This is a genomic window from Cupriavidus numazuensis (assembly GCF_905397435.1).
GTDB classification, from domain to species: domain Bacteria; phylum Pseudomonadota; class Gammaproteobacteria; order Burkholderiales; family Burkholderiaceae; genus Cupriavidus; species Cupriavidus numazuensis.
Genome location: NZ_CAJPVI010000028.1, coordinates 84,167 through 108,470, shown reverse-complemented (window position 1 = coordinate 108,470; position 24,304 = coordinate 84,167). Strand labels below are relative to the sequence as shown.

General features: G+C 58.8%; 19 protein-coding genes. 2 read left to right on the top strand and 17 right to left on the bottom strand.

Going from position 1 to position 24,304, the window contains the following annotated elements:
• The first annotated feature begins 104 nt into the window (after positions 1-104).
• Positions 105-878 carry an SDR family NAD(P)-dependent oxidoreductase gene (locus KHO41_RS21985; protein ID WP_211955389.1) on the top strand — a complete coding sequence of 258 codons (774 nt, stop codon included), beginning with the start codon at positions 105-107 and terminating at the stop codon, positions 876-878.
• A gap of 66 nt (positions 879-944) precedes the next feature.
• Here KHO41_RS21985 and KHO41_RS21980 read toward each other — a convergent pair whose 3' ends face one another.
• From KHO41_RS21980 to KHO41_RS21915, 14 genes are all read right to left on the bottom strand, one after another.
• The gene (locus KHO41_RS21980) at positions 945-1,928 is read right to left on the bottom strand and encodes an NADPH:quinone oxidoreductase family protein (RefSeq protein ID WP_211955388.1); all 984 of its coding nucleotides are present in this window, start codon (positions 1,926-1,928) and stop codon (positions 945-947) included.
• A gap of 516 nt (positions 1,929-2,444) precedes the next feature.
• Positions 2,445-3,365 carry a LysR family transcriptional regulator gene (locus KHO41_RS21975; protein WP_211955387.1) on the bottom strand — a complete coding sequence of 307 codons (921 nt, stop codon included), beginning with the start codon at positions 3,363-3,365 and terminating at the stop codon, positions 2,445-2,447.
• A gap of 69 nt (positions 3,366-3,434) precedes the next feature.
• On the bottom strand, positions 3,435-4,202 hold the full coding sequence (locus KHO41_RS21970; RefSeq protein WP_211955386.1) for an SDR family NAD(P)-dependent oxidoreductase: 768 nt from the start codon (positions 4,200-4,202) through the stop codon (positions 3,435-3,437).
• Between the two features lie 291 nt (positions 4,203-4,493).
• Positions 4,494-5,291, bottom strand: a complete 798-nt coding sequence (locus KHO41_RS21965) for an SDR family NAD(P)-dependent oxidoreductase (protein ID WP_244873953.1) — start codon at positions 5,289-5,291, stop codon at positions 4,494-4,496.
• A gap of 1 nt (position 5,292) precedes the next feature.
• The gene (locus KHO41_RS21960) at positions 5,293-6,990 is read right to left on the bottom strand and encodes a flavin-containing monooxygenase (RefSeq protein ID WP_244873952.1); all 1,698 of its coding nucleotides are present in this window, start codon (positions 6,988-6,990) and stop codon (positions 5,293-5,295) included.
• A 125-nt stretch (positions 6,991-7,115) separates the two neighbouring features.
• Positions 7,116-8,294, bottom strand: a complete 1,179-nt coding sequence (locus KHO41_RS21955) for an ABC transporter substrate-binding protein (protein WP_211955385.1) — start codon at positions 8,292-8,294, stop codon at positions 7,116-7,118.
• A gap of 44 nt (positions 8,295-8,338) precedes the next feature.
• Positions 8,339-9,034 carry an SDR family NAD(P)-dependent oxidoreductase gene (locus KHO41_RS21950; RefSeq protein WP_211955384.1) on the bottom strand — a complete coding sequence of 232 codons (696 nt, stop codon included), beginning with the start codon at positions 9,032-9,034 and terminating at the stop codon, positions 8,339-8,341.
• 34 nt (positions 9,035-9,068) lie between these two features.
• A complete protein-coding gene (locus KHO41_RS21945) occupies positions 9,069-9,767 on the bottom strand; it encodes an ABC transporter ATP-binding protein (protein ID WP_211955383.1) in 699 nt (232 codons plus the stop codon).
• Between the two features lie 43 nt (positions 9,768-9,810).
• Entirely contained in the window at positions 9,811-10,509 is a 699-nt protein-coding gene (locus KHO41_RS21940) for an ABC transporter ATP-binding protein (protein ID WP_211955382.1), read from the bottom strand.
• Positions 10,509-11,543, bottom strand: coding sequence for a branched-chain amino acid ABC transporter permease (locus KHO41_RS21935; RefSeq protein WP_211955381.1), 1,035 nt, complete (start codon positions 11,541-11,543; stop codon positions 10,509-10,511). Before KHO41_RS21935 ends, KHO41_RS21940 begins: the two co-directional genes overlap by 1 nt.
• The gene (locus KHO41_RS21930) at positions 11,540-12,472 is read right to left on the bottom strand and encodes a branched-chain amino acid ABC transporter permease (protein ID WP_211955380.1); all 933 of its coding nucleotides are present in this window, start codon (positions 12,470-12,472) and stop codon (positions 11,540-11,542) included. The genes KHO41_RS21935 and KHO41_RS21930 overlap by 4 nt, the downstream gene beginning before the upstream one ends.
• A 966-nt stretch (positions 12,473-13,438) precedes the next feature.
• The gene (locus tag KHO41_RS21925) at positions 13,439-14,242 is read right to left on the bottom strand and encodes an alpha/beta hydrolase (RefSeq protein WP_211955379.1); all 804 of its coding nucleotides are present in this window, start codon (positions 14,240-14,242) and stop codon (positions 13,439-13,441) included.
• A 350-nt stretch (positions 14,243-14,592) separates the two neighbouring features.
• Positions 14,593-16,221 (bottom strand): flavin-containing monooxygenase, encoded by a 1,629-nt coding sequence (locus tag KHO41_RS21920; RefSeq protein ID WP_244873951.1) that lies wholly within the window; start codon positions 16,219-16,221, stop codon positions 14,593-14,595.
• Positions 16,222-16,836: 615 nt separating this feature from the next.
• Positions 16,837-17,844 (bottom strand): winged helix-turn-helix transcriptional regulator, encoded by a 1,008-nt coding sequence (locus tag KHO41_RS21915; RefSeq protein ID WP_211955378.1) that lies wholly within the window; start codon positions 17,842-17,844, stop codon positions 16,837-16,839.
• 442 nt (positions 17,845-18,286) lie between these two features.
• On the opposite strand from KHO41_RS21915, the gene KHO41_RS21910 reads away from it, so the two are divergent.
• A complete protein-coding gene (locus KHO41_RS21910) occupies positions 18,287-18,784 on the top strand; it encodes a MarR family winged helix-turn-helix transcriptional regulator (RefSeq protein WP_211955377.1) in 498 nt (165 codons plus the stop codon).
• A gap of 62 nt (positions 18,785-18,846) precedes the next feature.
• Here the strand turns inward: KHO41_RS21910 and KHO41_RS21905 are convergent, their stop codons facing one another.
• The 3 genes from KHO41_RS21905 to KHO41_RS21895 all read right to left on the bottom strand — a co-directional run bounded on the left by KHO41_RS21905 (position 18,847) and on the right by KHO41_RS21895 (position 24,299).
• Complete coding sequence (locus tag KHO41_RS21905) at positions 18,847-20,094, bottom strand: ABC transporter substrate-binding protein (RefSeq protein WP_244873950.1); 1,248 nt, start codon at positions 20,092-20,094, stop codon at positions 18,847-18,849.
• A gap of 68 nt (positions 20,095-20,162) precedes the next feature.
• Positions 20,163-21,905, bottom strand: a complete 1,743-nt coding sequence (locus KHO41_RS21900; protein ID WP_211955376.1) for an acyl-CoA dehydrogenase family protein — start codon at positions 21,903-21,905, stop codon at positions 20,163-20,165.
• Positions 21,906-21,977: 72 nt separating this feature from the next.
• Positions 21,978-24,299 carry a 3-hydroxyacyl-CoA dehydrogenase/enoyl-CoA hydratase family protein gene (locus KHO41_RS21895; RefSeq protein WP_211955375.1) on the bottom strand — a complete coding sequence of 774 codons (2,322 nt, stop codon included), beginning with the start codon at positions 24,297-24,299 and terminating at the stop codon, positions 21,978-21,980.
• Positions 24,300-24,304: the final 5 nt, after the last annotated feature.

Here is a 24,304-nt window from a genome sequence, read left to right as displayed (position 1 = left end):
AGCGCTACCGTGATCGCGACGAACACCCCACCATCCGGCGCGTAACTTCAGGCATTGGCGGTCGCGGCGTGCCAAATAATTATTTAACCAAATCAGAGAGGATTATGTCGCAAATCATTTCCCTTGAGGGCCGTACTATCGTTGTCACCGGTGCAGCTCGAGGCATCGGCAAAGCAATTGTTGAGCTTTGTGTCGAGTTGGGTGGCAATGTTGTTGCCGTCGATCTGACCGGTGAATCGCTTGATGCAGCTTTGGCACCGTTGAACGCAGACCGCGTCATGGCAGTGGTAGGTAATGTGGCCGATTCTGCTCTGGCGGCGCGCGCCGTCACCGAAGCTGCGAGCCGATTTGGTGCGGTGCATGGTCTGGTCAACAATGCCGGCATCATCCGCCCTGCGATGATCGAAAAGATGACCGATCAGGAGTGGCAAGACGTGATTGATGTCCACCTGACCGGATCGTTCTACTGGACCCGGGCAGTTGGCCAGCACATGCTGGAACGTGCAAAGGGAGGGGATAAAACGGGCGGAGCATTGGTCAATATCTCATCCGATGCCGGCCGCAAGGGCTCAATCGGTCAGATCAACTATGCTGCTGCCAAGGCTGGTCTCCTCGGCATGACCATGACTGCAGCGCGCGAGTGGGGGCGCTACAATATCCGAGCCAATTCCGTATGTTTCGGCGTGGTCGAGACACCAATGACCGAAGTTGTTCGGGGAGAGAAGTTCCGTGACAACGTGCTGGCGCAAATTCCTCTAGGCCGCTGGTCGACGCCACAAGAGGTCGTCAAAAGTGTGTGCTTCCTTCTCTCCGATGGATCGAGCTATATCACAGGCCAGCACATCGGCGTCAACGGCGGCTTCCATATTAGCCTGTAGCGAGCGTATTTTGATATGCAAAGCCGCGCTGTCTGACGCCTTGAGCCAGGCCGCTCGCCTGGCCGTTCAACGTGGCTGTCCGATCGTAAGAACGACACGTCCGACTGTCGCTCGGTTCTGGGCCTGCTTCAATGCCATATCGAAGTGGTCCAACGGGACCGTTTGTGCGACCAGTGGCTTTAACTTACCGTCGCGCCACATCGCGAGGACCTCGCGCTCCAAGCGAATCCGATGTCCAGGGTTGCGCTCTCCAAATTTCCGGTAGTCGACCCCGACCAGGGACGCCCCCTTAACTATGGTGAGATTGGCTTTCAACAAGGGAATCTCACCGCCGGCGAAGCCGACCATCAAGTGACGCCCACCCCAGCCAAGCGTGCGGAATGCCGTGTCCGTTGTGCTATTGCCAACGGGGTCGAATACTACGTCAACGCCGCGTCGCCCAGACAGCGACTTCACCAGATCCTTCCAGTCAACTCCGCTGTCTACAACTTCATCAGCGCCTGCATCCTGCAATGTCCTTCGCTTCTCTGCCGTGGAGGCAAGAGCAATGACGCGAGCGCCGAGCGCTTTGCCCATCTGGACCGCCGCATATCCAACACCACCGGCCGCGCCTAACACCAGAAGTGTCTCTCCCGGAATGAGGTGCGCGCGCTCGCGCAACCCGTAAAGTGCCGTACCGAAGGAGACCGGGAGCGCTGCGGCCTCCACCATGTCCGAGTTGTTGGGTATCGGGTGTAACTGGTTGGCGGCAAGACAGAGGTATTGGGCCCATACCCCGCGACCGGTGCCACACACGTGATCACCGACCTTTAGATCTGTCGTCGCACCCCGACCCACGGCGTCGACAATCCCACTGAACTCCGAACCGGGGATGAATGGGGGCGCGAGCCTGATTTGATAGCCACCCCGGGCAATCAGCATGTCCACGAAGGAGATGCCGCTAGCTTCGACACGTACCCGGACTTCGCCGTGCATTGGGTCTGGTCGATTGATCTCATCGAGCTGGATAGCGTCGTCGCCGCCGTAATGGTGTACCTGTAGAGCTTTCATCGTCCTAATCCTTCATCAATCAGCGGGATGTTCTTGCGGCCTAGGGCAGATATCTCACGGCATCGAAACAATGTATCGGCCCCAACCGGATAACTTTGAAGCGGGGTACTCCTCGGCCAGATAAAACTTAACCGACGGTAGGGTTAAACTCAAGGGCCTTTGCGGAGAGTGGTGGCGCAGCTAGCTGGCAATCGTCCCACTGTCGCTCCACGGTTTGTGCATGATTAGAACCTGCGCCGATGGCCCACTGCAAGACGTAGCATCGTACCCTGTACGTTTCCGAAAGCATATGGCTGTCGCTGTTTCTTTCGTTCCGATATTCTGAGATGAAGGTTGGCTTAGGATAGACAAGACCCTCTGGATGAAAGTCCCGGAAATTGCGGATATCGGTGCCGGGTATTGGCGAAAAGTAGCTGCTGTGCATCCACATATCAGGGCCCTACGTGACAATGCCGAAGCGAGAGTTCTGACAGGAGCGACAACCAATCGGTAATGAATGTGGTAGCGCCATCAAGCCTATGTCAGCAAGTGACGAGTGGCCGCGACACAGACCTGGGCGAAGATCTGCCCGAACACGTCCAAGCCGTCTGCGAGTTCCGCCCCGGCCTTCGTTAGAACGCAGTGCTCGATTACCGGAACCTGGAGCCGCAGCTCGATCGTCCGGAGCTCGCGATGCTCTTCGGGCTCCAGAACGGACACAGGCAATAGAGCAATGCCCAGGCCCTTGCGCGCCATGCCTATCAGTGTTGCCAAGTGCCGCGCTTCGCGGCGCTGGAATGCGGGAGCTTCGCTGTCGGCCAGAAAGTCATTGCAAAGCTTCTGCAGGGGATTCGTCCGGCCCAGAACCAGCAGTGTGGCGCCCCGAAGTGGCTCCCAGTCCGCAGGCTTGGCAATGAATCGGCAATCCGGCGCCAGGTCGATTGGGCACACGAGAACCAGCGGATCGGCGAAAAGCGGGCGGATCTTCACCCCGGAGGTGAGGTTAAAAAGGTACCCGAAGCCGGCGTCGAGCTCGCCGCTATCGACGAGGGATTGCACGATGGGCTGTTCGGCATCCACGAGTTCCAACTGCAAGTCGGGTCGCTCGCTGCTGAACCTGCGGATCGCGGCAGGCATCATCGTGGACCCGAGGTAGGGGGTTGCCCCGACCCGGAGCCGGCCTTTGCGAAGCGACTTGACGTACCCGAGGCCTTCTACTCCAGCGTCCAGATTCTCGAGTGCCCTCTCGACGAATGGCAGCATGTGGCCGCCGGCCTCGGTCAACTCGACCGTCCGGCTGGTACGGTTGAAAAGCCGGCATTGCAGTTGCCCCTCCAGTTCACGGATCATCGCGCTCAAGCCCGCTTGTGTGATGTTCAGGCGGTCAGCCGCCTTGGTGAAGTTGCCATACTTCACCACACCTAGGAAGGCACGCAGTTGTCGGGTGGAGACGTTCATGACGATCCGATACTGGAAGCCGGCCCGCGCCCCACGCCGCTGGGTGGGGGCCAGTGCCGTGAGGCTCTCTCAGTGCATCACCACCCCGCCGTCGACCACAATGGTCTGGCCGGTCATGAAGCCGCTGTCGTCGGATGCCAGGAACAGCATCACGCCGGTCATGTCCTCCGGCACCGAATCGCGCTGAAGCGCCCGCGTCGCGACGATCCCTCCTTTGGCCTCCCGCCAGTCGGCGTGCTCCTGCACGTTCGCAGTCATGACAAGTCCAGGGGCGATCGCATTGATGCGAATCTTGTCGGGGCCCAGCTCCCGCGCCAACGCCCTCGTCAAGCCGACGATAGCACCCTTGGATGCGACGTAATGCGCCAGCAGGGGCGAGCCCTTGAAGGTCGTGGCCGAAGAGATGTTGACGATGCTGCCGCCGCCGGCCTGGCGCAGCGCCGGCAGCGCCGCCTTGATTGTCTGCCACGTACCACGAACGTTGACGGTCATCACTTGGTCCCATTCTTCATTGCTGATTTCGGGGAACGGCCGCATCCGAAGGCTGCCAAAAAGCGCTGCGTTGTTGACGAGCACATCCAAGCGGCCGAAAGCGTGGATCGTGCGCGCTACCATCGCCTCGAGCGAGGGCTGATCGGTGATGTTGGCCACCACGCCGATGGCTTCGCCATGCAGTTCCCTGATCTGCGCCAGGGTCTCTGTCGGTTCCGTCACGTCGCTGACGCAAACTCGGGCGCCCGCGCCGGCCAAGGCAAGTGCATAGGCGCGGCCGATGCCCTGCGCCGCACCCGTGACAATGGCCACGCGGCCGTCCAATCTGTGGTCTTTCCTATCCATACTTCTTTTTCCTGAGAGTGGGGTTGAGAGGGTGCTGCTCTGGGACGTCTCGCCCTACTTGACCTTCGCCGTGCGCCAGCCGTGGGCATCGATCAGGCACTGGCTTCCTGCATGCCCCCTCCACCATCGCCGGTAACGCAGGCGACGGACTGCTTGGGCTGCAACTCACCCATCGCGCGTGAATGTGATGTCGCGCCGGAAACTCGCGCGGGGACGAGCCAAGCCTATTTGCATCAGGGCCGGTGAACGCTCGCGTAAGAATCCCGTAGTCCAAACTGCTGGTGACAGCGTTCAAGTTGCCCTGCTTGAAGCGTTCGAGCGAAGGCCACCGTCCGCCATCAGTGAAACCCCTGTGACGTAACTGGCGTCGTCGGAGGCCAAGAAGAGCGCAGCCTTAGCAAGTTCATCTGGAGTTGAAACTCTGCGCAAAGCGATGCTAGGTGCTATGGACATGAACTGCTCGTCCAATGTGATGCCCGAAGCCCTGGCCAACACGCCCATCTCGCGCTCCGTGGCGGGAGTACGCACCCATCCGGGACAAAGACAGTTGGCTCGAATGCCCTCGGGGCCGTATCGGTTCGCGATGGAACGCGTGAAGGCTACTACCCCACCCTTGCTTGCCGAGTACGAGGCCTGCCCGGCGGGACCATTGTGAGCCGCGACTGACGAGACATTGACGATTGCACCGGAACGCCGCGGAACCATGACCTGCAAGACCGCCCGACAGACTCTCATGGTTCCCGACAGGTTGACGTCGAGAATCCTGTCCCAGACACCCGTCTCGATGTCATGCCCCCCGTCAGGTTGGAATATTCCGGCGACGTTCACTGCGATGTCGATCCGGCCGTGGCTCCTTGCCATTTCAGTCACGATGCCGACAACGTGTTCCTCCTGAGTGACATCGCACTCACGCACCGTGACACCTGCCGGTGTTACGGCGGAACGCATGTCGAGCGCATATACGGTCGCGCCCTCCTGGAGAAAGCGACGCGCAATCGCCTCGCCGATACCGGAGGCGGCACCCGTGACGAGCGCGACCTTTTCTGCCAATCGAGGATGGGAAGAACGTGCCAATTGCTGCGATTCCACTTCATTCTCCGGCGATTATGCAAGCAGAAGGCGTTGCAGTCTGTGCCGCAGCGCGCATTGCCTCGACGCCGTGCGCGTAGAGGTCGAACCCTTCATAGCCACTGGTGATGATGTCGTCGCACCTCTCCCTGTAGACGCCTACTCCACCGACAAAAGGCACAAAGATCCTGGGCTTGCCTTCCTGCGGCGGACGGTTGTACCAGGACTTCGCCTGCGTCATGAGCGTCTGGTCCGCCAAGGCGCGCACTTCATCGCACCATTCACGCTGCGCCTCACCCGTGGCCTCGATATGAGTCATGCCCTTGGTTCGAAGATCGTTAAGGCATCGCGCGACAAGATCGACATGGTGTTCGATCGTGACAACGGCATTGCTCAACGCGGCCGGACTGCCTGGACCACTCAGCATGAAAAGATTGGGAAAGCCGGCGACGCACAGGCCGAGATAGGAAACCGGGCCGTCTGACCAGAGAGTTCTCAAGGACTTGTCTTTCCGACCCCGGATGTCGATGTTCTTCAACGCACCCGTCAATGCATCGAAGCCAGTGGCAAAGACCAATACATCTAGCGGAATATCGCTCTTGTCCGTGGTCACCCCTTGCGGCGTCACCCTCTTGATGGGCTCGCGCCGCAAATCCACGAGACGTACATTCGGCTTGTTGAATGTCTCGTAGTATCCTGAATAGACGCAAAGACGCTTTGCTGCGAAAGGGTAGTCTTTCGGGCAGAGTGCCTCTGCAGTTTCAGGATCTTTCACTGCTTCACGGATGCGCGCTCGGACGAAATCCGCTGCCGTCTTGTTCGCTTCCATGTTGGTGAGCAAGTCAGGGAATGTCGCCTGGAAGCCGAAGCCGCCCCGGTCCCAGGCCGCGCGATAGAGATACTCACGTTCCGCGTCGTTGAATTCCATGGCACTACGGGTTCCACGAAGCGGATCCCAAACCCCAGTGCGGCTGAAACGCTCGTCATGCCGGATCTGGGGGTAATGCTTTCTCCAGAACTCCAGCTCATTGTCCTTCAGTGCGCGGTTTACCGCAGGCACGACGAAATTCGGAGTCCGTTGGAAGACCACTACTTCCTTCGCGCTCTCGGCAAGCGCCGGGATGAGTTGTACGCCGGTGGAGCCAGTCCCTATCACCCCGACACGCTGTCCCGTGAAGTCGACCTGCTCTTCAGGCCAGCGGGAAGTGTGGAATGCCCGTCCTTCAAAGGTCGCGATAGCTGGAATGTCCGGCAGTTGCGGTTGGCTCAGAGGCCCGGTTGCCATGACGCAGAAGGCAGCTGACCATCGCTTGTCGTCGTCGGTTTGGATGTCCCAGCGTCCGGTCGCCTCGTTGAAGCATGCGGACTTGACGCGGGTATTGAGTTGGATGTAAGGCCGCAGGTCGAAGCGGTCCGCTACATGCTCCAGGTATCGCAGAATCTCTGACTGGGCTGCGTAGCGCTCGGTCCAACGCCATTCGGCCTGCAGTTGCTCGGAAAATGAAAAGGAGTATTGCAGGCTTTCGACGTCGCAGCGTGCTCCCGGATATCGGTTCCAGAACCAAGTTCCGCCTACTGAAGGAGCTGCGTCGAATGCCTGCACCCGAAATCCGAGTTCACGCAGCTTGTAGATGGAATAGAGGCCACCGAACCCTGCACCGACAATGATTACATCTACCTCGTGTTGATCCATCGACACCGATGACTTACTCGCGGACATTAACGCCTCCAATTCAGGTAGAACTCTTTCTAAGGGTCTAGACCCGGATTGCCATGATCCAGACTCTAGGGCGGGACCTTCTTCGCAGTCGCTTCCACGCACTGCACGGTCAAAAGATTTGTCAGTCAATTGCAATTGATCCTCACTGGAGGAGCCATTCCATTGCCGGCCTCGGAGCGGATCAAGGTAGCTTTGGCTCTGCCACTGGGCTGCGCTTCGATCTTCGCGACGACGGTTGGACGCAGCAACTGATGATCAGGTCGCATGGAAACATCGCCGTAGATCGTGTTTGTTTTTAACTTCGCCAATGCGGCGCGTAGCGCATTCGCATCACTCTTTCCGGAAAGCTCCGCGGCAGCCTTGATAAGCTCAAAGCTCACCCATGTATTTGCCTCGAGATAGTTCGGCTCGCGTCCAATGCGTTCCTTGTACAGCTTCACAAACGCGTCGTTCTTAGCTCCGTATGGCACACCAGGGAGATAGTCCCCAGCGAACGTAACACCTACTGTGGCATCACCCTGGAACCGCAGTGCCATATCATTGGTGAAGCCGTAGGTTGACAATACCTTCCGGAATTTATCGAACAACCCGAACTGCTTCTGCTGCTTCGAGAACGTTATTGCATCGCCCGACTGGACTCCAATCATCAGACCCTCGGTGGGGCTTGTCGCGAGCTGTGTGATATAGCTGCCGAAGTCTGCCGTGTTGTATGGGACCAGTATCGACTTGCCCACGGTACCCCCCGCTTTCTCGACCATCACCTTGAAGGCACTTTCGAGATTACGCCCTTGTGCGGACTCCGAGGCTATGAAGCTCCAGCTCTTCAGATTGGATTCCTTGATCACCTGGCCCAGCATGTTGACCGCTTGCGAGTCAGGCGCGGTGACACGGAAATAGTGCGAATAGCAGGTAGTGTTGATTAGTTCGTCGTTGAGTGTCGACGCGTCGATCAGCACTGCGTTCAAACTGGACAGCCGTGGAGCAATGGCTTGCGCCATCGCCGAATTGTTGAAGCCAGTCATCACGCTGACCTTTTCCTGCTGCGCCAAACGCGTTGCGGCAGCCAGCGCAGTGGCTGGCGTTCCCGCGTGGGTGAGCCGGACAAGTTCGACCTGCTTTCCCAATATGCCACCCTGCGCGTTGAGGGTCTCCACGGCCAGCTTCGCCGCGACGTGATAGTACTCGTCGACTGGAGCAAAGACTCCTTTGTCGACGGCGAGAAGTCCAACCTTGAGAGTGTCGGCAGCGCCGGCCTGGCTCTGAAGGCACAGGACAATGCCCAAGGGGATAAGGCACTTTTTCATCGCAAGACCTTGAAGTGTTCGGGTATTTGGTTCGGAAGTTTTGGCTACTGGAAACCGCCGCAGACTTCGACGATCGCGCCATGCACATAGCTGGCCCGCTCGCTTGCGAGGAATTCGATCGCGTTGGCGATCTCTTCAGGCTTGCCAACGCGGCCCAGCGGTGTCCGCTCGAGAAGTTTCTCCGTCAGCGTCGAAGGGTTGCTGCGCATCATCCCGGTTTCGATCAGGCCTGGTGCAACGGCATTCACCCTGATGCCGCGGGGACCAAGATCTCGCGCCATACTCTTCGTGAGAACCATCACAGCGCCCTTCGAAGTTCCATAGTCCGTGTAGGCGCCACCGCCAATGCCTGCCATGGACGCAATGTTTACGATGGCTCCCGGGCGCCTCCGTTCGATAAGTCGGGCGGACATCAGCTTCGAAGTCAGGAACACCGCTTCCACATTGACGCGCATCGTCTGCTCGAAATCGCCGGGCGAGATATCGAAGAACCTGCGCGGCTGGAACACAGCCGCGTTGTTCACCAGAATGTCGATCGCATCATGCTCACGGTGGATCTCAGCGAACACCGATTCAATCATCTTGCTGTCAGACAGGTCGCAACTGACATGCTCCCAGTCGCCGGACTTCTGCTGCCCGACATCGAGCCCTATGACCGTATGTCCCTGCTTCTGAAACATGGAACATGTCGCCGCCCCGATGCCGCCGTTGGCACCTGTGATCAAGACTACTTTGGTCATACCTATCTCCTTTTGAAGGCGCGGTACACGTCGCCTAATGAAAAGAAACCGAGGACTGGTGTTTCGGCTCCTCAATTTCCGAGGTTCGGCCTCGATCGATGATCTCCCCCTTGGACATAACGAGGAAGCGCTGTGCGACTCGCTTTACCAAGTTGAGGTGTTGTTCGACGATTAATACCCCGACGCCCGTGTCGTTGATCTGCTGGATGACCGTGGCAAGTTCGTCAACCAACACCGGGGACAATCCCTCCGTTGGCTCGTCCAACATCAAGACTGCTGGATTGCCCATCAGCGCTCTTCCGATCGCCAGCATCTGCTGCTGGCCGCCAGACAAGGCGGTACCCGAATGATTTCGTCGCTCCAAGAGAATCGGGAAAAGGCGGTATACGGCTGACAGTCCCCAATCGCCTGGCCTTCGAGAAGCGGCTCCCAACAGCAGGTTCTCCTGCACGCTTAGATGCGACAAGATCATCCGTCCCTGAGGTACGAGCGTCACTCCCAAGCTGGGAGCCAAGTAGCCCGGCCGGCCCTGTAGATTGGTGCCGGCCACTTGAATGCGCCCCCCGAAGATTCTTGTCCCACCGAAGAACGAGTTGATCAGGGTTGACTTGCCGGCTCCGTTTCGGCCGATCACGGCTACCGTTTCACCCGCATCGATCTCGATGTCGACATTTCGGATGATCAGAGCTTTGCCATAGCCCGCTTCGAGGTCATTGACAGTGATGAAACTCATAATTTTCTATTGGTTGGCGTCGTTGTCCCCACTCGCATGCGAGTCACGCTGCGCTGCCGAGATATGCGCTCACGACCCTCGCGTCTCGCCGGACCGCCGCCGGTGAGTCGGTGGTGATGACTTTCCCGAGGTCTAGTGCGGTTACTTCTGAGCAAAAGCCGAAGACGGCATCGACGTCATGCTCGACCACCAGTGCGGTCACGCCACGATCCTGCACGAGCGACTGAAGGTGGTCGAACAGCGCCATGGTTTCGCGTTTCGAGAGACCCGCCGCCGGCTCATCGAGCAACATGAGCCGGGGCCGCCCGACCAGAGCGAGCGCGATATCGACGCGTCGCTGGTCACCATAGGCAATGGTGTCGGCATGCAGGCTCGCCACCGGCTCCAAGCCCATCGCCTCGATAATCTCTCCCGCATCCCCTGCACCCATGCGCCACGCCGCCAACTCGATCTGTTCGCGAACCGTGTGGCCTGGAAATATGCTTGTTCGCTGAAACGATCGGGAAATGCCGTTTCGCCGACGCCACACAACCGAGCGGCGCGTGATTTCCTTCCCTTCCAGCAAAACCTTTCCACGCGTAGGCAACCGGCGGCCGGTCAATGCATCCATCAGCGTCGACTTGCCTGCCCCGTTCGGGCCGATGATCCCGTGCAGGGTCCCACTCTTGGCGACCTTGAAGCTGACACCGTCAAGCGCCTTGAATGCACCATAACTGACGCTCAGGTCTTCTACACACAACATTAGCGCTTCTCCCGGATCTGAAGCTTGAGCCCTCCGAAGGCTCCGACAAGCAGGCCGATCACCCCCTTGGGGCAAATCGACAGCACGATGACGACGGACAGGCCCATCAGCAAATCAAGGTCGCCTGCGGCAGCGAAGTAATCCTGCATCCACGTGAAGAACAGCGCTCCCAGCACAGGCCCGAAGACATTGGCCGTGCCGCCAAGCAGCATTGCGGGCAGGGCATTGTTTCCACCGATGAAGTCCAGGACTTCGGGCGAGGCGAAGGCCGTATTGAGCACCATAAGGATGCCGGCTACAGCCATGAAGAAGCAGGCCAACACAAACCCGGCCAGACGTGGCGCATAGGTGTTGAAGCCAGCGAATGCCATCCGCTCCTCATTGGCCTTGATGGCCCGCTGGATGATCCCTAGCCGCGACTTGCCGACCGCCCAAGCCGCCAACGACACGATGCAAAGCGTTCCCCATGTGAGGGGCCAGAAGTGAGCCGGGTCATAGAAGACCGCTGGCGACATCCCGAAAAAATCGCCGGTCAGCGCAACCTGGAGACCGTCGTCGCCGCCCAAGGTAGGGCGCAACGACGGGAGCGATGCGATCGTCTTGAGCATCTGCGTGAGTGCCAGCGAAATCATTGCGAACGGCAAGGGTTTCGCCCTGATGATCAGCGCTCCGCTCAAGACCGAGAAAAGCAGAGTGCACATGAGCGCGAACGCCACTGCGGCTGCCGTCCCCAAGTGCAGGAGATTGGACCCGATCGCCACCAGATACATTGGCAATCCAATGTATGCGGACGCGCCGATCATCACCAATCCACTCTGGTGCATCAGAAATCCGAGGCCGACGGCGGCAACCGCCAACTGCACTCCACGCAATAGCAGGTTGAGGTGGTAAGTCTGCGTTACGAGAAGAGGTGTGAAGAACCCCGCAAGAGCGATGGCAACGAGAGCGATTGCGAAGGCTCCGCGAGCGGTAGCAATGCTCTGCTTCGAGAAAGGAAAGTCGGCATTCATGGGTGCAGCCTCTGGCGAGTTCATGCGACCCTCCCTCGGCCCAGCCCTTGGGGGCGCCATAGGAGAACGCCGGCCAAAAGAAGGTAGGGCACCACTGCCGCCGCCGCGGGAAAGAGCACGGCACCGATGACTTGGACGAATCCGTAGAGAAGCGCCGCCGCAATTGCACCGCTGATGCTGCCAAGCCCGCCGACAACGACAACGATCAGTGTGCTCAGGAGGATCGCATGCCCCATACCGAGTTCGACCGCCAGGTAGGGTCCTGCCACGACCCCTGCCAGCCCGGCAAATGCGGATCCGAGACATACGACGAGCAAGCTCAGCCGATCCGTGTTGACGCCCATCATCCTGGCGACTTCCGGTTGCTGGCTGGCGGCACGCGTGTACATGCCGGCCCGCGTGCAGCGCAGCCAGATCGCCAATGCGCCACAAGCACCGAGCCCGATCGCGATCAAGAACAACCGATAGCTTGGAAAGGACTCTCCGAATATTGCGACAGTACCGTCCAGCCCGCTCGGTGTTCTGACATCAAGCTGAAGCTTCCCCCAAAAACGGGCAATGATTGAAGCCAAAACCAGGCCAAGGCCGAAGGTCACCAACGCCACGTCCATGTGAGGCCGTGCTTGCAGCGGCCTGAGGATGGCAAGCTCCAGGACGGCTCCCGCCACCGCAAGCAGCAGCGGCACCACCAGAAGCGCGCCCCAAAAGCCGACGAACGAAGTCGCAGAGTAGCCAAGATAGGCCCCAAGCATATAGAGCGCTCCATGGCCGAGGTTCATGACATCTCGCAGCCCAAAGATGAGCGCTAGGCCGCTGGAGAGGATTGCCAGAAGAGAGGCCAATGCGAACGCATTTCCTAATTGGGCGAATGACACTACGTGGGAAATATCAGGCATATCCACCGCCGTTGCTCCTTTGCTCTCGAAAGACTTGCCTTGTTTATTAACTTGCACATCTGCACTTAGTATAGATAACACTATTATCGATTGCACCAGGGGAAAACCCCCGGCTGTGAGGAAAGCTAACCCCCTGACGGGAGCGAAGGGCGCTGCTACGGGGCGGCGTGGGCTGCGCCCAGTGCTGGGAGGTGCCGTCACTAGGCACTAAGAGCGTGTGGTATTACCACTTCAGTCTTTGAAAAAAAGAGACAACGCGAACGCATTTCCTCGTCGGGCGAAAGACACTACGTAATATCAGATGTACCCACCGGCCGTTGCTCCTTTGCTCTCGAATAAAGACCTGCGGCCGGTTGCTTACTTGCATAAGTATACTAAGTGTAGGTAGCCATATTATCGATTACACCAAGGGAAAACCCCCGACTGTGAAGAAAGCTAACCCGCCCTGAGCGGGTCGAGGGTGCTGCATGCGTCTGGCTCGCCCAGCCCTGTTGATCGACATTTACCGGTACAAGGGGAACTGCACAGACGGTTCGAACAATTCATGTTTGCCCTCGAGAGTGACGATCGTGCGCTACCGAACGACAGACAGGAGACCATGCGTTAGTGTTATTACTGCTCGTCTCATGATCGTCCGCCAAGTGCAAATTACAGGTTGGGACTTCCCCCTTCCGGCCCGTGGTTATCTGATGGCCACGGCGTCGTGAAGGCCAGATACCTGGCCTTCACGACGCAGCCCGAGACTGCATCGATCAAACCTAGTGGAGAGACGAGTTCATCCCGTCCGAACCACTGCATAGTCAGAAGTTGCCGCCAGTCATCTCGCGCACGGCGTCAATGTATGTGTAGCCCTCCGATTGACGATGTTGATGCTCTTGCCGAAGCTCGAGGGAAGCCTCCAGCGGATCTTGGGGGGTTAGCTGCGCCAACGCGACCGCTGCCTCGCTGTCGCGGCGCTCGCTGCGACAGCAAGGCGAAACCGGCGGCGGACTTGGATCCGGTGCCTCAAGTTATTGCCTGATCTCACGCGGAAAGAAAAAGCTTTGCGGCGGCGCCGATCTCGTTCCAGGCACGCCGGGCCGCTACGCTGCCGGGCGTGACGGAAAGGAAGCCGTGGAACTGACCGGGATAGTGGTGGTGGATGACCTCCACGCCGGCCTCGCGCATCGCCTCGGCGTAGGCAGCACCCTCATCGACGAGAGGGTCGTAGCCGACGGTGAGGACATAGGCGGGCGCGAGACCGGCTTTTGGTGCCTGCAGCGGCGAAGCTCGCCAGTTCATTGCGTCAGAGGGTTGGCGAAGGTAGTGCTCGCGGAACCACCTCAGCATCCTCCCATCCACCGGCAAGCCAGGTTCGCTGATGGCATAGGAGGGCCAATCCATCCCCATGTCGACGGATGGGTACAGCAGGACTTGCAGTCTCACGGGCGGCAACTCACCGTCACGAGCCGACAGCGCCACAACGGCCGCCAGGTTTCCGCCAGCGCTGTCGCCAGCGACGGCGAGACGGGTCGGATCGAGGCCTAGCTCTACCGAACTGCGAGCCATCCAGGCAAAGGCTTCGCAAGCATCGTTTACGGCGGCCGGGAACTTCGCCTCTGGCGCCAGGCGGTAGTCCGCCGCGACGACGATGCACCCCGCCTGCCCTGCGAGGGATTCGCAGAGGGGATCGAAATGGTCCAACTCGCCAAGGGCCCAGCCACCCCCATGCAAATAGAGGATTGCCGCAGCCGGCTCAGGGCCCATTCCCGCCGGCCGGTACAGCCTCAGCGGCACGCCAGTGGGGCCGGTCCTTGTTTCGTAGCGCGAGCCGGCGAACGGGGGCATGGGAGGGCGCGCTCTGCGCGCCGCGCGCATGGCTTCGCGGGCATCCGCTAGTGAGAGGGCGTCGTAGCGAGGTTGCCCCGCATCGGCCAACCTTGATAGGAAACTCTGGGCTTCAGGGTCTAGTGACATGTATGCATCCTCTGTTTCAGCGGTCAGGCCGCCATTCCTCCCCATCCATCGACAGAATCAGGCGCGAGACGACGTTCGTCACAAACGCTTCCATGTCCTTCCCGAAGCGCATCAAGGCTCCTGACAGGAGATGAAGTAAGGCCGCGATCGATCGCCAGAACTTCAGTGATGGCAATGCCGACCGCGCCCGCAGCCCCAGTGACGATTTTCACCTTGCCCTGTCAGCTCAGTTGAAAGCCCGGATAGCCGCTTTGCTCGACTTCACGGCACTTGTGGCCGTAAGCGTCGACCCCGCCCGCGTAGGGCAGGAAGACGCGTGGTTTGCCCGGCACGTTCGCTCCCAGAAACCAGGAAGCGGCATGAGGAAACAGGGTTTTGTCTGCGACTGCTGCAACGTGCTGCGTCCATTCGCCTTCGGCCTGCTGGGTGGCCTCGATGTACCGCTTGCCGCTGGATGTCAGGAATCCTACGCAGTTGGCAATCCAGTCCACGTGCTGCTCGATGGACAAGACCATATTACTCAGCACGGACGGGCTGCCTGGTCCCGTGATGAAGAAAAGATTGGGAAATCCCGCGGTCATCAGACCCAGATAGGTCTCCGGGCCAGTGGACCATTTGTCCTTCAGGCTCATGCCATCGTCCCTACGGATAGACATGTCCAACAAGGCGCCAGTGACCGCATCGTAGCCGGTGGCAAACACAAGGTCGTCCAATTCAAAGGACTGCGCGGAGGTGCGAAGACCGTCCTCGACCACGCCAATGATGGGCGCCCGCCGAACGTCCACAAGCCGCACGTTTGGCCGATTGAAAGTAGCGTAGTAGCCGGTGTCGACGCAAATGCGCTTCGCGCCGAGCGGGTAATCGCGAGGGCAGAGGAGGTCGGCCACTTGCGGGTCCTGGACGATGGAGCGGATCTTGTTCCGCACGAACTCTGATGCGAACTCGTTCGCCTTGGCGCTCGTCAATAGATCCGAAAAGCACCGAGTGAATCCCGCCCCGCCGCGCAGCCACGCAGCCTCGAAGACTCTTTCGCGCTCTTCGGGCTCGACTGCCAGCGCCGAGACAGGATTGCGGTCGGTTAGGGTCCCCACGGATGACCGCCGCATCCGATCACGCAGGTCTGAGCTGTTGTTCTTGAACCAGCGTTGGTGGCTAGGGTCGAGCTGCTGGTTGTGCGCAGGAACGCTGTAATTGGCTGTGCGTTGAAATACGAAAAGCTGGCCAGCCTGCTCGGCGATGGGCGGGATCGCTTGGATGCCAGACGAGCCCGTGCCGATGATGCCGACACGTCGTCCGCTGAAGTCGACTCCCTCGTGTGGCCAGTCGCCTGTGTGGAAAACGCGTCCCCGGAAGCTATCCAGTCCGGGAAAATCAGGCCTTCGCGGCAGGGACAAACATCCGGTCGCCATGATGCAGAATCGCGCTGAGACCTCGTCTCCCCGGTCTGTCCTGACCACCCAGCGGCTTTCGGCAGACTGGTATTCGACCGAGGAGACCTGGGTCGAGAAGCGGATGCGCCGACGCAGGTTAAAGCGGGTCGCCACATGCTCGATGTAGCTCAGGATCTCCGGCTGGGTTGCGTACTTCTCGGTCCACTCCCACTCCTGCAGGAGCTCGGGTGAAAAAGAGTACGAGTATTCCAGGCTCTCGACGTCGCACCGAGCGCCCGGATACCTGTTCCAGTACCACGTGCCCCCGACGTCCGAGCCGGCCTCGAACCCCTGCACCGCCAGTCCAAGCTTGGACAGGCGCCATTGCGCGTACAAACCGGCGAAACCGGCGCCCACAATGACCACATCAACTTGCGCGGGTACCTTGTCCGCACTCTCCAGCTCGCTGTTTCGAACCACTGCATCTCCTTCACTCTCGTCCGGCTCACAAAGAGCCGCGTTAAGAGCGTATTGAATACGCTGCAGCGGGGTTCGAGAAGCGACAGTTTTGACTGGAGCGACAACAAATCGATATGAATGCAGCAACGTCTAGCGCGCTGAATCAGAAGAACTGGCGGTGATACCTTCGACAACGAGCAGACTTTGCATTCGGGATACGATGAACATGCGCCTCGGCCGGATACAAGCCATCAATAAGTGCGACTGCCTGAAAAAGAGTCCAAGACCACTTGGCCACGACAGGACAACAACATGACGAACCCCACTGACCTTTGCCATCGCGCAGCGGCCCGCGCGTGATTCCAAGCCCGTGTCCAACATCAACTTCAATGACTGCGAACTACTCCACAAATGTTTCCCATATGACAAGTGGAGCAGTCCGCGTGGCTTTTCGGGTTGCCGTGACGGCGACGGTTACCGTCCTCCAGATTAGGAATGCCATGCAGCGCTGAGGGTTCGAGGCCCAGCAGTACCATTTCAATGTCGATGCTCCGAATATGAACTTGACACCAAGAGCCAAGTTATCGCGCGCAACCGCTTCGAATTGTCGTACGGAACGGCTATATTACTTCGGCGTCAAGCTGCAGCCTGGGCAGAAGCTTCGAGGTCATAGCGCAGACTATACGAGACATCTCGCGGGTCAAGTTCCTTGCCACACTGGTTACACACAGCCACCGCATGGAAATCGTGGTCGCACTTGCTGTGTCGGAGCGTCAGCGGTGGCTTGCCCCCGGAGAGCCATTTATCCCCCCAATGCATCATCACCAGCATCGAGCCATAGAGGTCTAGCCCCATCTCAGTCATCATGTATTCGAAACGAGCTGGACGCTCCTGGTACTGTCGCTTGTTGATAACGCCCTCTTCGGTCAACCGCTGGAGTCGGTCCGCAAGAATGTTTGTGGCAATCCCCAAGCGCGATTGAAACTCATCGAAGCGGCGCACCCCGTAAAAGAATTCCCGAATCACAAGAAATGACCAGCGGTCGCCGATGATTTGCAGCGTCCTTGCCACAGAGCATGGACGTACACGCTGCAGCACGCCCGGGTCCGACGCACGCCGCGAACGCTTTCTGGCTTCAGTTCTAACTTCCACACCGGCACCCGGCCCGTCCCGATAACGCACGCGTCGGGCGTCGATGTCGTCATTGCAATGAGAACAGGCAATTCGTGGCGAACAAGCCGAACCGCAGGAGTTATGGAACAACTGCAACGGCGGTGGCTTCCCCCCGGCGAGCCACTTGTCGCCGAACGCAAGTAAGGAAAGCATCGTCGGGTAGAGGTCCCTCCCCTTGTCCGTGAATCGGTACTCATGTCGACCGCCAATAGGTACCTTCCGTAGTATGCCGAGTTCAGTTAGCTTGCTGAGTCGCTGTACAAGCGTTGTCCGCGGGACCTGGAGCAACGACTGAAACTGCTCGAACCTGCGAACGCCGAAGAAACTTTCGCGCAGGACTAAGAACCCCCAGGCGTCAGAGAGAATCTCGACGGTCCGTGCAACCGATGAGTACCGCTCCGTGGATGCAAACTTCCGGTCTCCCGACTGATGCTCGCTCTCACCGGACCTTCCTGCTTTCGCTTGTTCCATGAACCTCCTGCAACTACTTCCGTTGACCTGCCGTGCGGCCCAATGCCACCTCACTGTTATAATTATAGTTCGCTTTTGCAAGCTTCTCTTGGAGGCCCTCTGCGGATCGAATAGGTCACGTGGGATCATCGAGCACAGTCAGATTCGGAAATAGGAGCGACCGCGTAGTCACATCTGCTAACAAAGCCGTAATTGGCCTTTGGCCCCGTGCCCTGGATCCGGAGATACAAAGTTGGTAGCGGTGTGCAATGGGGATGGCTGAGAGACTCCAACGGGTCTGTCCCCGGGCTGCTAATTTACCGACGCGAGAAATAGCGCGAGAACAATCAGGTGAAATTCGTTACTAGCCTTCTCGCGACAGGAGTATGTGACTTTGCCGCCAGCGCACTGCCACGCATCCTGCGGTGTTACCATTCCCATAGAACGTCGACACACCCTTCACATGCGCAATGCCAAGGCTAAAGCCGCAAGATCAGACAACTATGAAAGCGACTTCTCGGAAATAGGTGACGAAAGCCTAGACATGACCTATCTCCGAGGCACTATTGGTTACGCGATACGTCGGGCGCAAATGGCGGTGTTCGACGACCTTCAAGACGCCATCGGAAAGTACCAGATTAGCCCAACCCAGTTCTCGGTGCTTTCACTCGTTGCGGACAATCCTGGCGCACTTCAGTCGACGATAGCGGAGGCGCTTGGTGTTGAGCGCCCCCGCATCGTTCCAGTCATTGACCAACTCGAAAAGCGTGGCCTCGCAACACGCGTACGTTCCGCAACCGATGGCCGGGCGCGGGAAATTTATCTGACGGCAGAAGGTGCCTCGCTCCTAGAGACTTTGAAGTCGCGGTTCGCCGAACATCAAAGGCGGGTAGCCGCACGATTGAACAGCGGTACGGACGCCCTCTTGGCCGAACTCTGGCGACTTGCCGGGGACGCGTGAGCGTTGGCTAATCTGGCTTGATATGGCGGACCATAGGCTACGGCCCGCCACTATTGCAAACATTAGCTCTTCTGAACAAGGGAGCACTTCGACTCAGACAGCGGCTTGAAAGCCACGGCTGCCGGAATCGTTTCGCGAACGAAGTAGTAATCCCATGGGTATTTCGAATCTGATGGCTTCTTGACCTCGACGAGATACATGTCATGAATCATCCGGCCATCCTGTCGAATCTTGCCATGCGTCGCGTAGAAGTCGTTGATTTCTCTGGACTTCATTGCCTTCATGACCACGTCCGCGTTGTCGGTTCCAGCTGATTCGACCGCCTTGAGGTAGTTCGTGACCGCCGAATATATGCCGGCATGAATCATGTTCGGCATCGCTTTTGCCTTGGCAAAGAAGCGCTTGCTGAACTGGCGGCTCTCCTCATTCCGGTCCCAATAGAAACCTTCGGTGAGAAACATACCTTGGGCAGCTTCCAAGCCCATGTGATGGACGTCATTGATGTTGACTAGCAGTCCGGCCAGCTTTTGCCCCGACGCTCCGAGCCTGAATTCGCGCGCGCCTTTGATGGCATTCATCATGTCCGTACCGGCGTTCGCCAAGCCAATGACGTTAGCCTTGGATGCCTGCGCTTGCACCAGAAAGGAGCTGAAATCCGAGGCATTCAGTGGGTGCTTCACAGAACCGAGGACCTTGCCTCCGCTAGCACGCACAACGTCTGCAGCATCGGACTCGAGAGCTGTCCCGAATACATAGTCGGCCGTGAGGAAGTACCAAGTCTTTCCGCCGTTCTTCACCACCGTTCGTGCCGTCCCATTGGCAAGCGCATAGGTGTCATATGCGTAGTGCACGGTGTAAGGCGAGCACTCCTCGTTTGTCAGTCGAGTCGAGCCTGCGCCAACGTTAATATTGATGCGCTTCTTCTGGTCCGCCACGCGCGCAACGGCCAACGCCACTGAAGAGGTGATGATGTCGGTCACCATGTCGACGCCATCGACGTCAAACCATTCCCGAGCCTTTGTGGCTCCGAAGTCAGCCTTGTTCTGATGGTCGGCGGTGACGAGCTGGACGGGCACCCCCTGCACCTTGCCACCAAGGTCCTCGATTGCCATACGCGCAGCAATGATGGACCCCTGGCCGCCCGAGTCTGAGTAAATGCCATTCATGTCCGTAAGCACCCCGATCTTGACCGCGCCACCGCTGTACGCGTTGGCTTGCGCGAAAGCCTTCCCGGACGCAGTTCCGAGTACTGCCAACATGGCCATGCTCGTCAAGCAAGCTTTGGGGCTCACCCTCTTCGTCTTCAACATATTATTGTCTCCTTCGTCTTGTTATGAATCACTGCGTTGACACTCCCGGCACCCCACGCCACCCGTCGTTACGCCAAGGGGGCCTCCGGCAACCGGGCTTGGTCGTTCATCACGCGCTCCCAGTGCGCGACGCTGTCCGGCAAGAGCCAGTCCAATGCAAACTCGACCATTCCCATCTTCTCGCGACCATAGGTAAGGTCAGCTTCCTCACCGGCCGCACGTGCCAGTCGTAGCCATGCCCAGCTCAGCAGAACGTAGCCTAGGGCTCGGAGATAGTCGTCCGCGACTCGGTAGGGGTACTCGGCGTCGGCTTTTGCGCGCACGATTATTGTCGTGGTCGCCAGGTAGGCGTTCGCCACTTGCCGTCTCACCGCGTATGCAATACCGGCGAGGCCCTCAGGGCAGGCCTTCACATCCTCTAGCACCGACTCCAGCAGCGCATTCAACGCGCTTCCGTCGTCTCGCAGCACCTTCCTCTGCACCAAATCAATCGCCTGAATCTCGTTCGTGCCTTCATAAATCATGGCAATGCGGGAGTCACGCAAATGCTGTTCGATGCCGTATTCCCGGACATAGCCGTAGCCGCCCAGTACCTGCAGTGCGTCGCTTGTTCCTTGAAATGCGTACTCGGTCAGCAACGTCTTGACGATGGGCGTGAAGATTGCAACCCTTGCCGCAGCCTCCTCCCTTACACTTACCGGCCCGTGGCGCGCCTCATCGAGAATCATCGCGGTTTGGTATGCCAGCACGCGTACCGCATCTGTGCGCGCCTGAATGGTCATTAGCATGCGCCGTATGGCCGGATGGCATGCGATGGGGTCGCCTCCAGCTGCTTTATATTGCCGTCCTGGCGCGTTCATTTGCCGACGGTCTGCCGCGTATCGCAGGGCGGTCTGCCGTGCGTACTCCAGGTGGCCTAGGCCTTGCATTGCCACGTGCAGTCTGGCCGAATTCATCATGATGAACATAGCAGCCATGCCCTGATCAGGCTCGCCAATCAGCCACCCTTTCGCTGCCTCGTAGCGAATCGAGCATGTTGCACTACCGTGGATGCCCATCTTCTCTTCGAGCGCTTCGCAGTAAATGCCGTTCCGCCCGCCGTCGGGCAGGAGCTTCGGAACAAGCATTAGCGAAAGCCCTTTGATGCCCTCCGGCGCGCCATTCACCCGGCAAAGGACGAGATGCACGATGTTATCCGTCAAATCGTGATCGCCCCCCGAGATGAACACCTTGCTACCATCAAGCTCATAGGAGCCATCTGGCAGCGGCCGAGCTTTAGTTTTGACCTGCGCCAAGTCGCTACCGGCCTGAGGCTCCGTCAATGCCATTGCGGCAAGCCATTCCCCGCTCACCAATCGCGGCAGATAGTGCTGTCGTAGGGCGTCCGATCCATGCGCAGCAATTACCTCGTAGGCTCCTTGAAGAAGCCCCGGGTACATCGACCACGCATGATTGGCCGACAGGAGCATCTCGTAAATAGCTGTATGGACCAACTGAGGTAGCCCCTGACCACCATGCTCCTGCGCACACCCTAGAGTCGGCCAACCCGAAGCGACGAACTCCCGATAGACACTTGCAAAGCCTGTGGGCGTCTGAACATTGCCTTGGACCAGTCTGCAGCCTTCCCTATCGCCGGCAGCATTGGTCGGGGCCAGTAGCTCGGTGGCAAACTTTCCCGCTTCGTCGATAAGCTGTCCGGCCAGTGACATGTCGAGGTCTGCGAGCGGAGGGCAGACCGCCCACATCTCGGGAGCCTTAAGGACCTTCTCGATGACGAACCGAATATCCCGAATCGGGGGTCTGTACTGCATACTTACACTCCGACAATAGTGACGAAAAGACATTCCATGGCTTGGGGGCAAACACGCCCCCCACTCTCGGATTCAATTCAGGAGAGGTTTTCCCGTGTTCAGCATATGTTCCATCCGTGCGAGGGTGTTCGGCGCCTCACCCAGAGCGAGGATGGCTTCTCGCTCAAGCACCAGGATGTCCAGGTCCGAAAGGAGCGTCCCATGGGTGACATCCCCGCCGGTAACGATGCGAACCAGCGCTCGCGCTACGCGTGCGTCATGTTCGGATTGCTGACCAGCCTCAACCGCCTCGTCAATGGCCGAGAGCAAGCTACCTGCCGCTTGCCGTCCAGCGACTGGGATGCGGGCATTCGCCGCGGGGATGTATTCACCGGAGGCAACGACTGCTCTTTCCTTTGCTTCCATCATAAGCCGATCACGGTTCATGCAGATTGCGTCCTGCTTGCATAGGAGCCCCATGGAAGCTGCGTCCATTGCAGACGTCGACGGCACCGCTGCCACAATGGCTTCCAATGTCCGCTTTGCCGCCCGGATTGAGTCCGCAGCGTACTCTTCTGTGAAGCGCTCCAACAGTCGCGTGCACCCACCCCATCCGGGGACAATCCCGACGCGTAGTTCAGGCAAACCGGCATTCAGCTCGGCATGCGCCACAACGTAGTTCGCATGCAGTTGGATCTCACAGCCTCCTCCCAGCGCTAAGCCAAATGGCGCTGCCACGACAGGAAATGGCCCATGCAGCAAGGCGCGAAGCGCATTCTGGCCTCGTACGACGAACGCCTCGAGCCCCGCCCAGTTTCGGCGCCGAATCAACTCTACAAAATGACCGATGTCCGCACCGGCAGAGAAAGCTCGTGGATGGTCGTTACCGATGACAAGCGAGCGGAATCCAGACTTCACCACGCTCGGCACTGCCTCAAGCACATCAAGCATCTCAAGGTTGCCGGCATTCATCTTGGTATGCACCTCAAAGGCAAGCACGCCGTCACCGATGTCCCACAGGGATGCTGCCTTGTTGCCGTACACTGGTGAGGCCGACGTCTTGAGGTCCGCCAGTGCCCCGATACCTTCGGCACGAGTGGGAGCGATGGGTGTCCCTTTAGTATTGAGCAGCTTACCGCTCGGATAGAAGCCTCCACGGTCGGTTGCCATTGCGAGCAAGCGAGGAACTGCCCTGCCTTCCACTAGGAGACGCTTTGTCAACCATGACAACCCCACTCGGTCAGCGAGCTCGAATGGTCCGTATCGCCAGTTGTAGCCAAGCCGCATCGCAGTATCGATTGCACCGACGTCGGCCGCGATTTCCGGGCCAACTTCGCTTGCATAGCAAACCAGTTCGGACAATACCCGCCATGCGTAATTGGCGGCCGTATCCGACCCTTCGCATAGTTTGCGCAGGTCGCCCTTTGCCTCGCTTAGGCTAACGAAGTCGATGTTTCTCAACCCTCGGTAGCTTCCAGTGACGAAGTCAATCACCTGGCGTGATCGCACGCCATCAACCAGCTGTGTGCGGTAGAACCCTTGGCCCGCAATGCGGCCGGTTTGCCCACGCTCCAGCATCCGATGGATAAACGCGTCAGCAGTGAGGTCATAGCGACGGTGCGCGTCGTGGGCATCAAGCGTACGCATGAAGCTTCCCCACACCAACGGCACAAGGTTCACTCCTACGTAGTCAAACAATCCGAAGATGCCGGTGCGAGGGATGCCGAACGGTGCACTCATAACCGCATCGGCCTCCTCGACACCCAGCCCGCACCGCATCGCTTCAAGGGTCGCGACCGACATCCAGAAGTTTCCGATGCGGTTGGCAATGAAGCCAGGGGTATCGCGACACTCAATCACCGTCTTTCCCAGCAGGCGATCGCAGATGTCGGCGATATCGGCAGTCAGTCCCTCCCTGGCGTCACTGCTCGCTACCAGTTCCATCAGCTTCATTGCCCGAGGCGGGTTGAAGAAATGGGTGATGGCAAAGTCGGAGACAAAGCTCGCAGGAAGCGATTCGGTTAGCTGAGCAAGGGGAATGGTGGACGTGTTCGAGGAAACGACTGAGCCCGGCTTGCGCACCTCGTCAATGCGACGGTAGAGGTCTCGCTTGACTTCAGGATCCTCCACAACAGCTTCCACAATCCAGTCCGCGTCACCGATATTCTTCAGGTGGTCTTCGAGATTGCCCACCGTGACGAGATCCGCGAGCTCTTGCCGCATGAAGCCACCGCCGGCCAACTGGCGCTGCAATGCCCGTTCGGCTACTGCATTTCTGGCGCTTGGGTCTGTCACGATGTCGAGAAGAAGTACCGGAACGCCGGCATTTGCCAGATGGGCTGCGATGCCAGCACCCATATTGCCTGCCCCGATGACCGCGGCCTTCAAGAGCTTGGTTCGTGTTTTTGTCAGCATGGTCG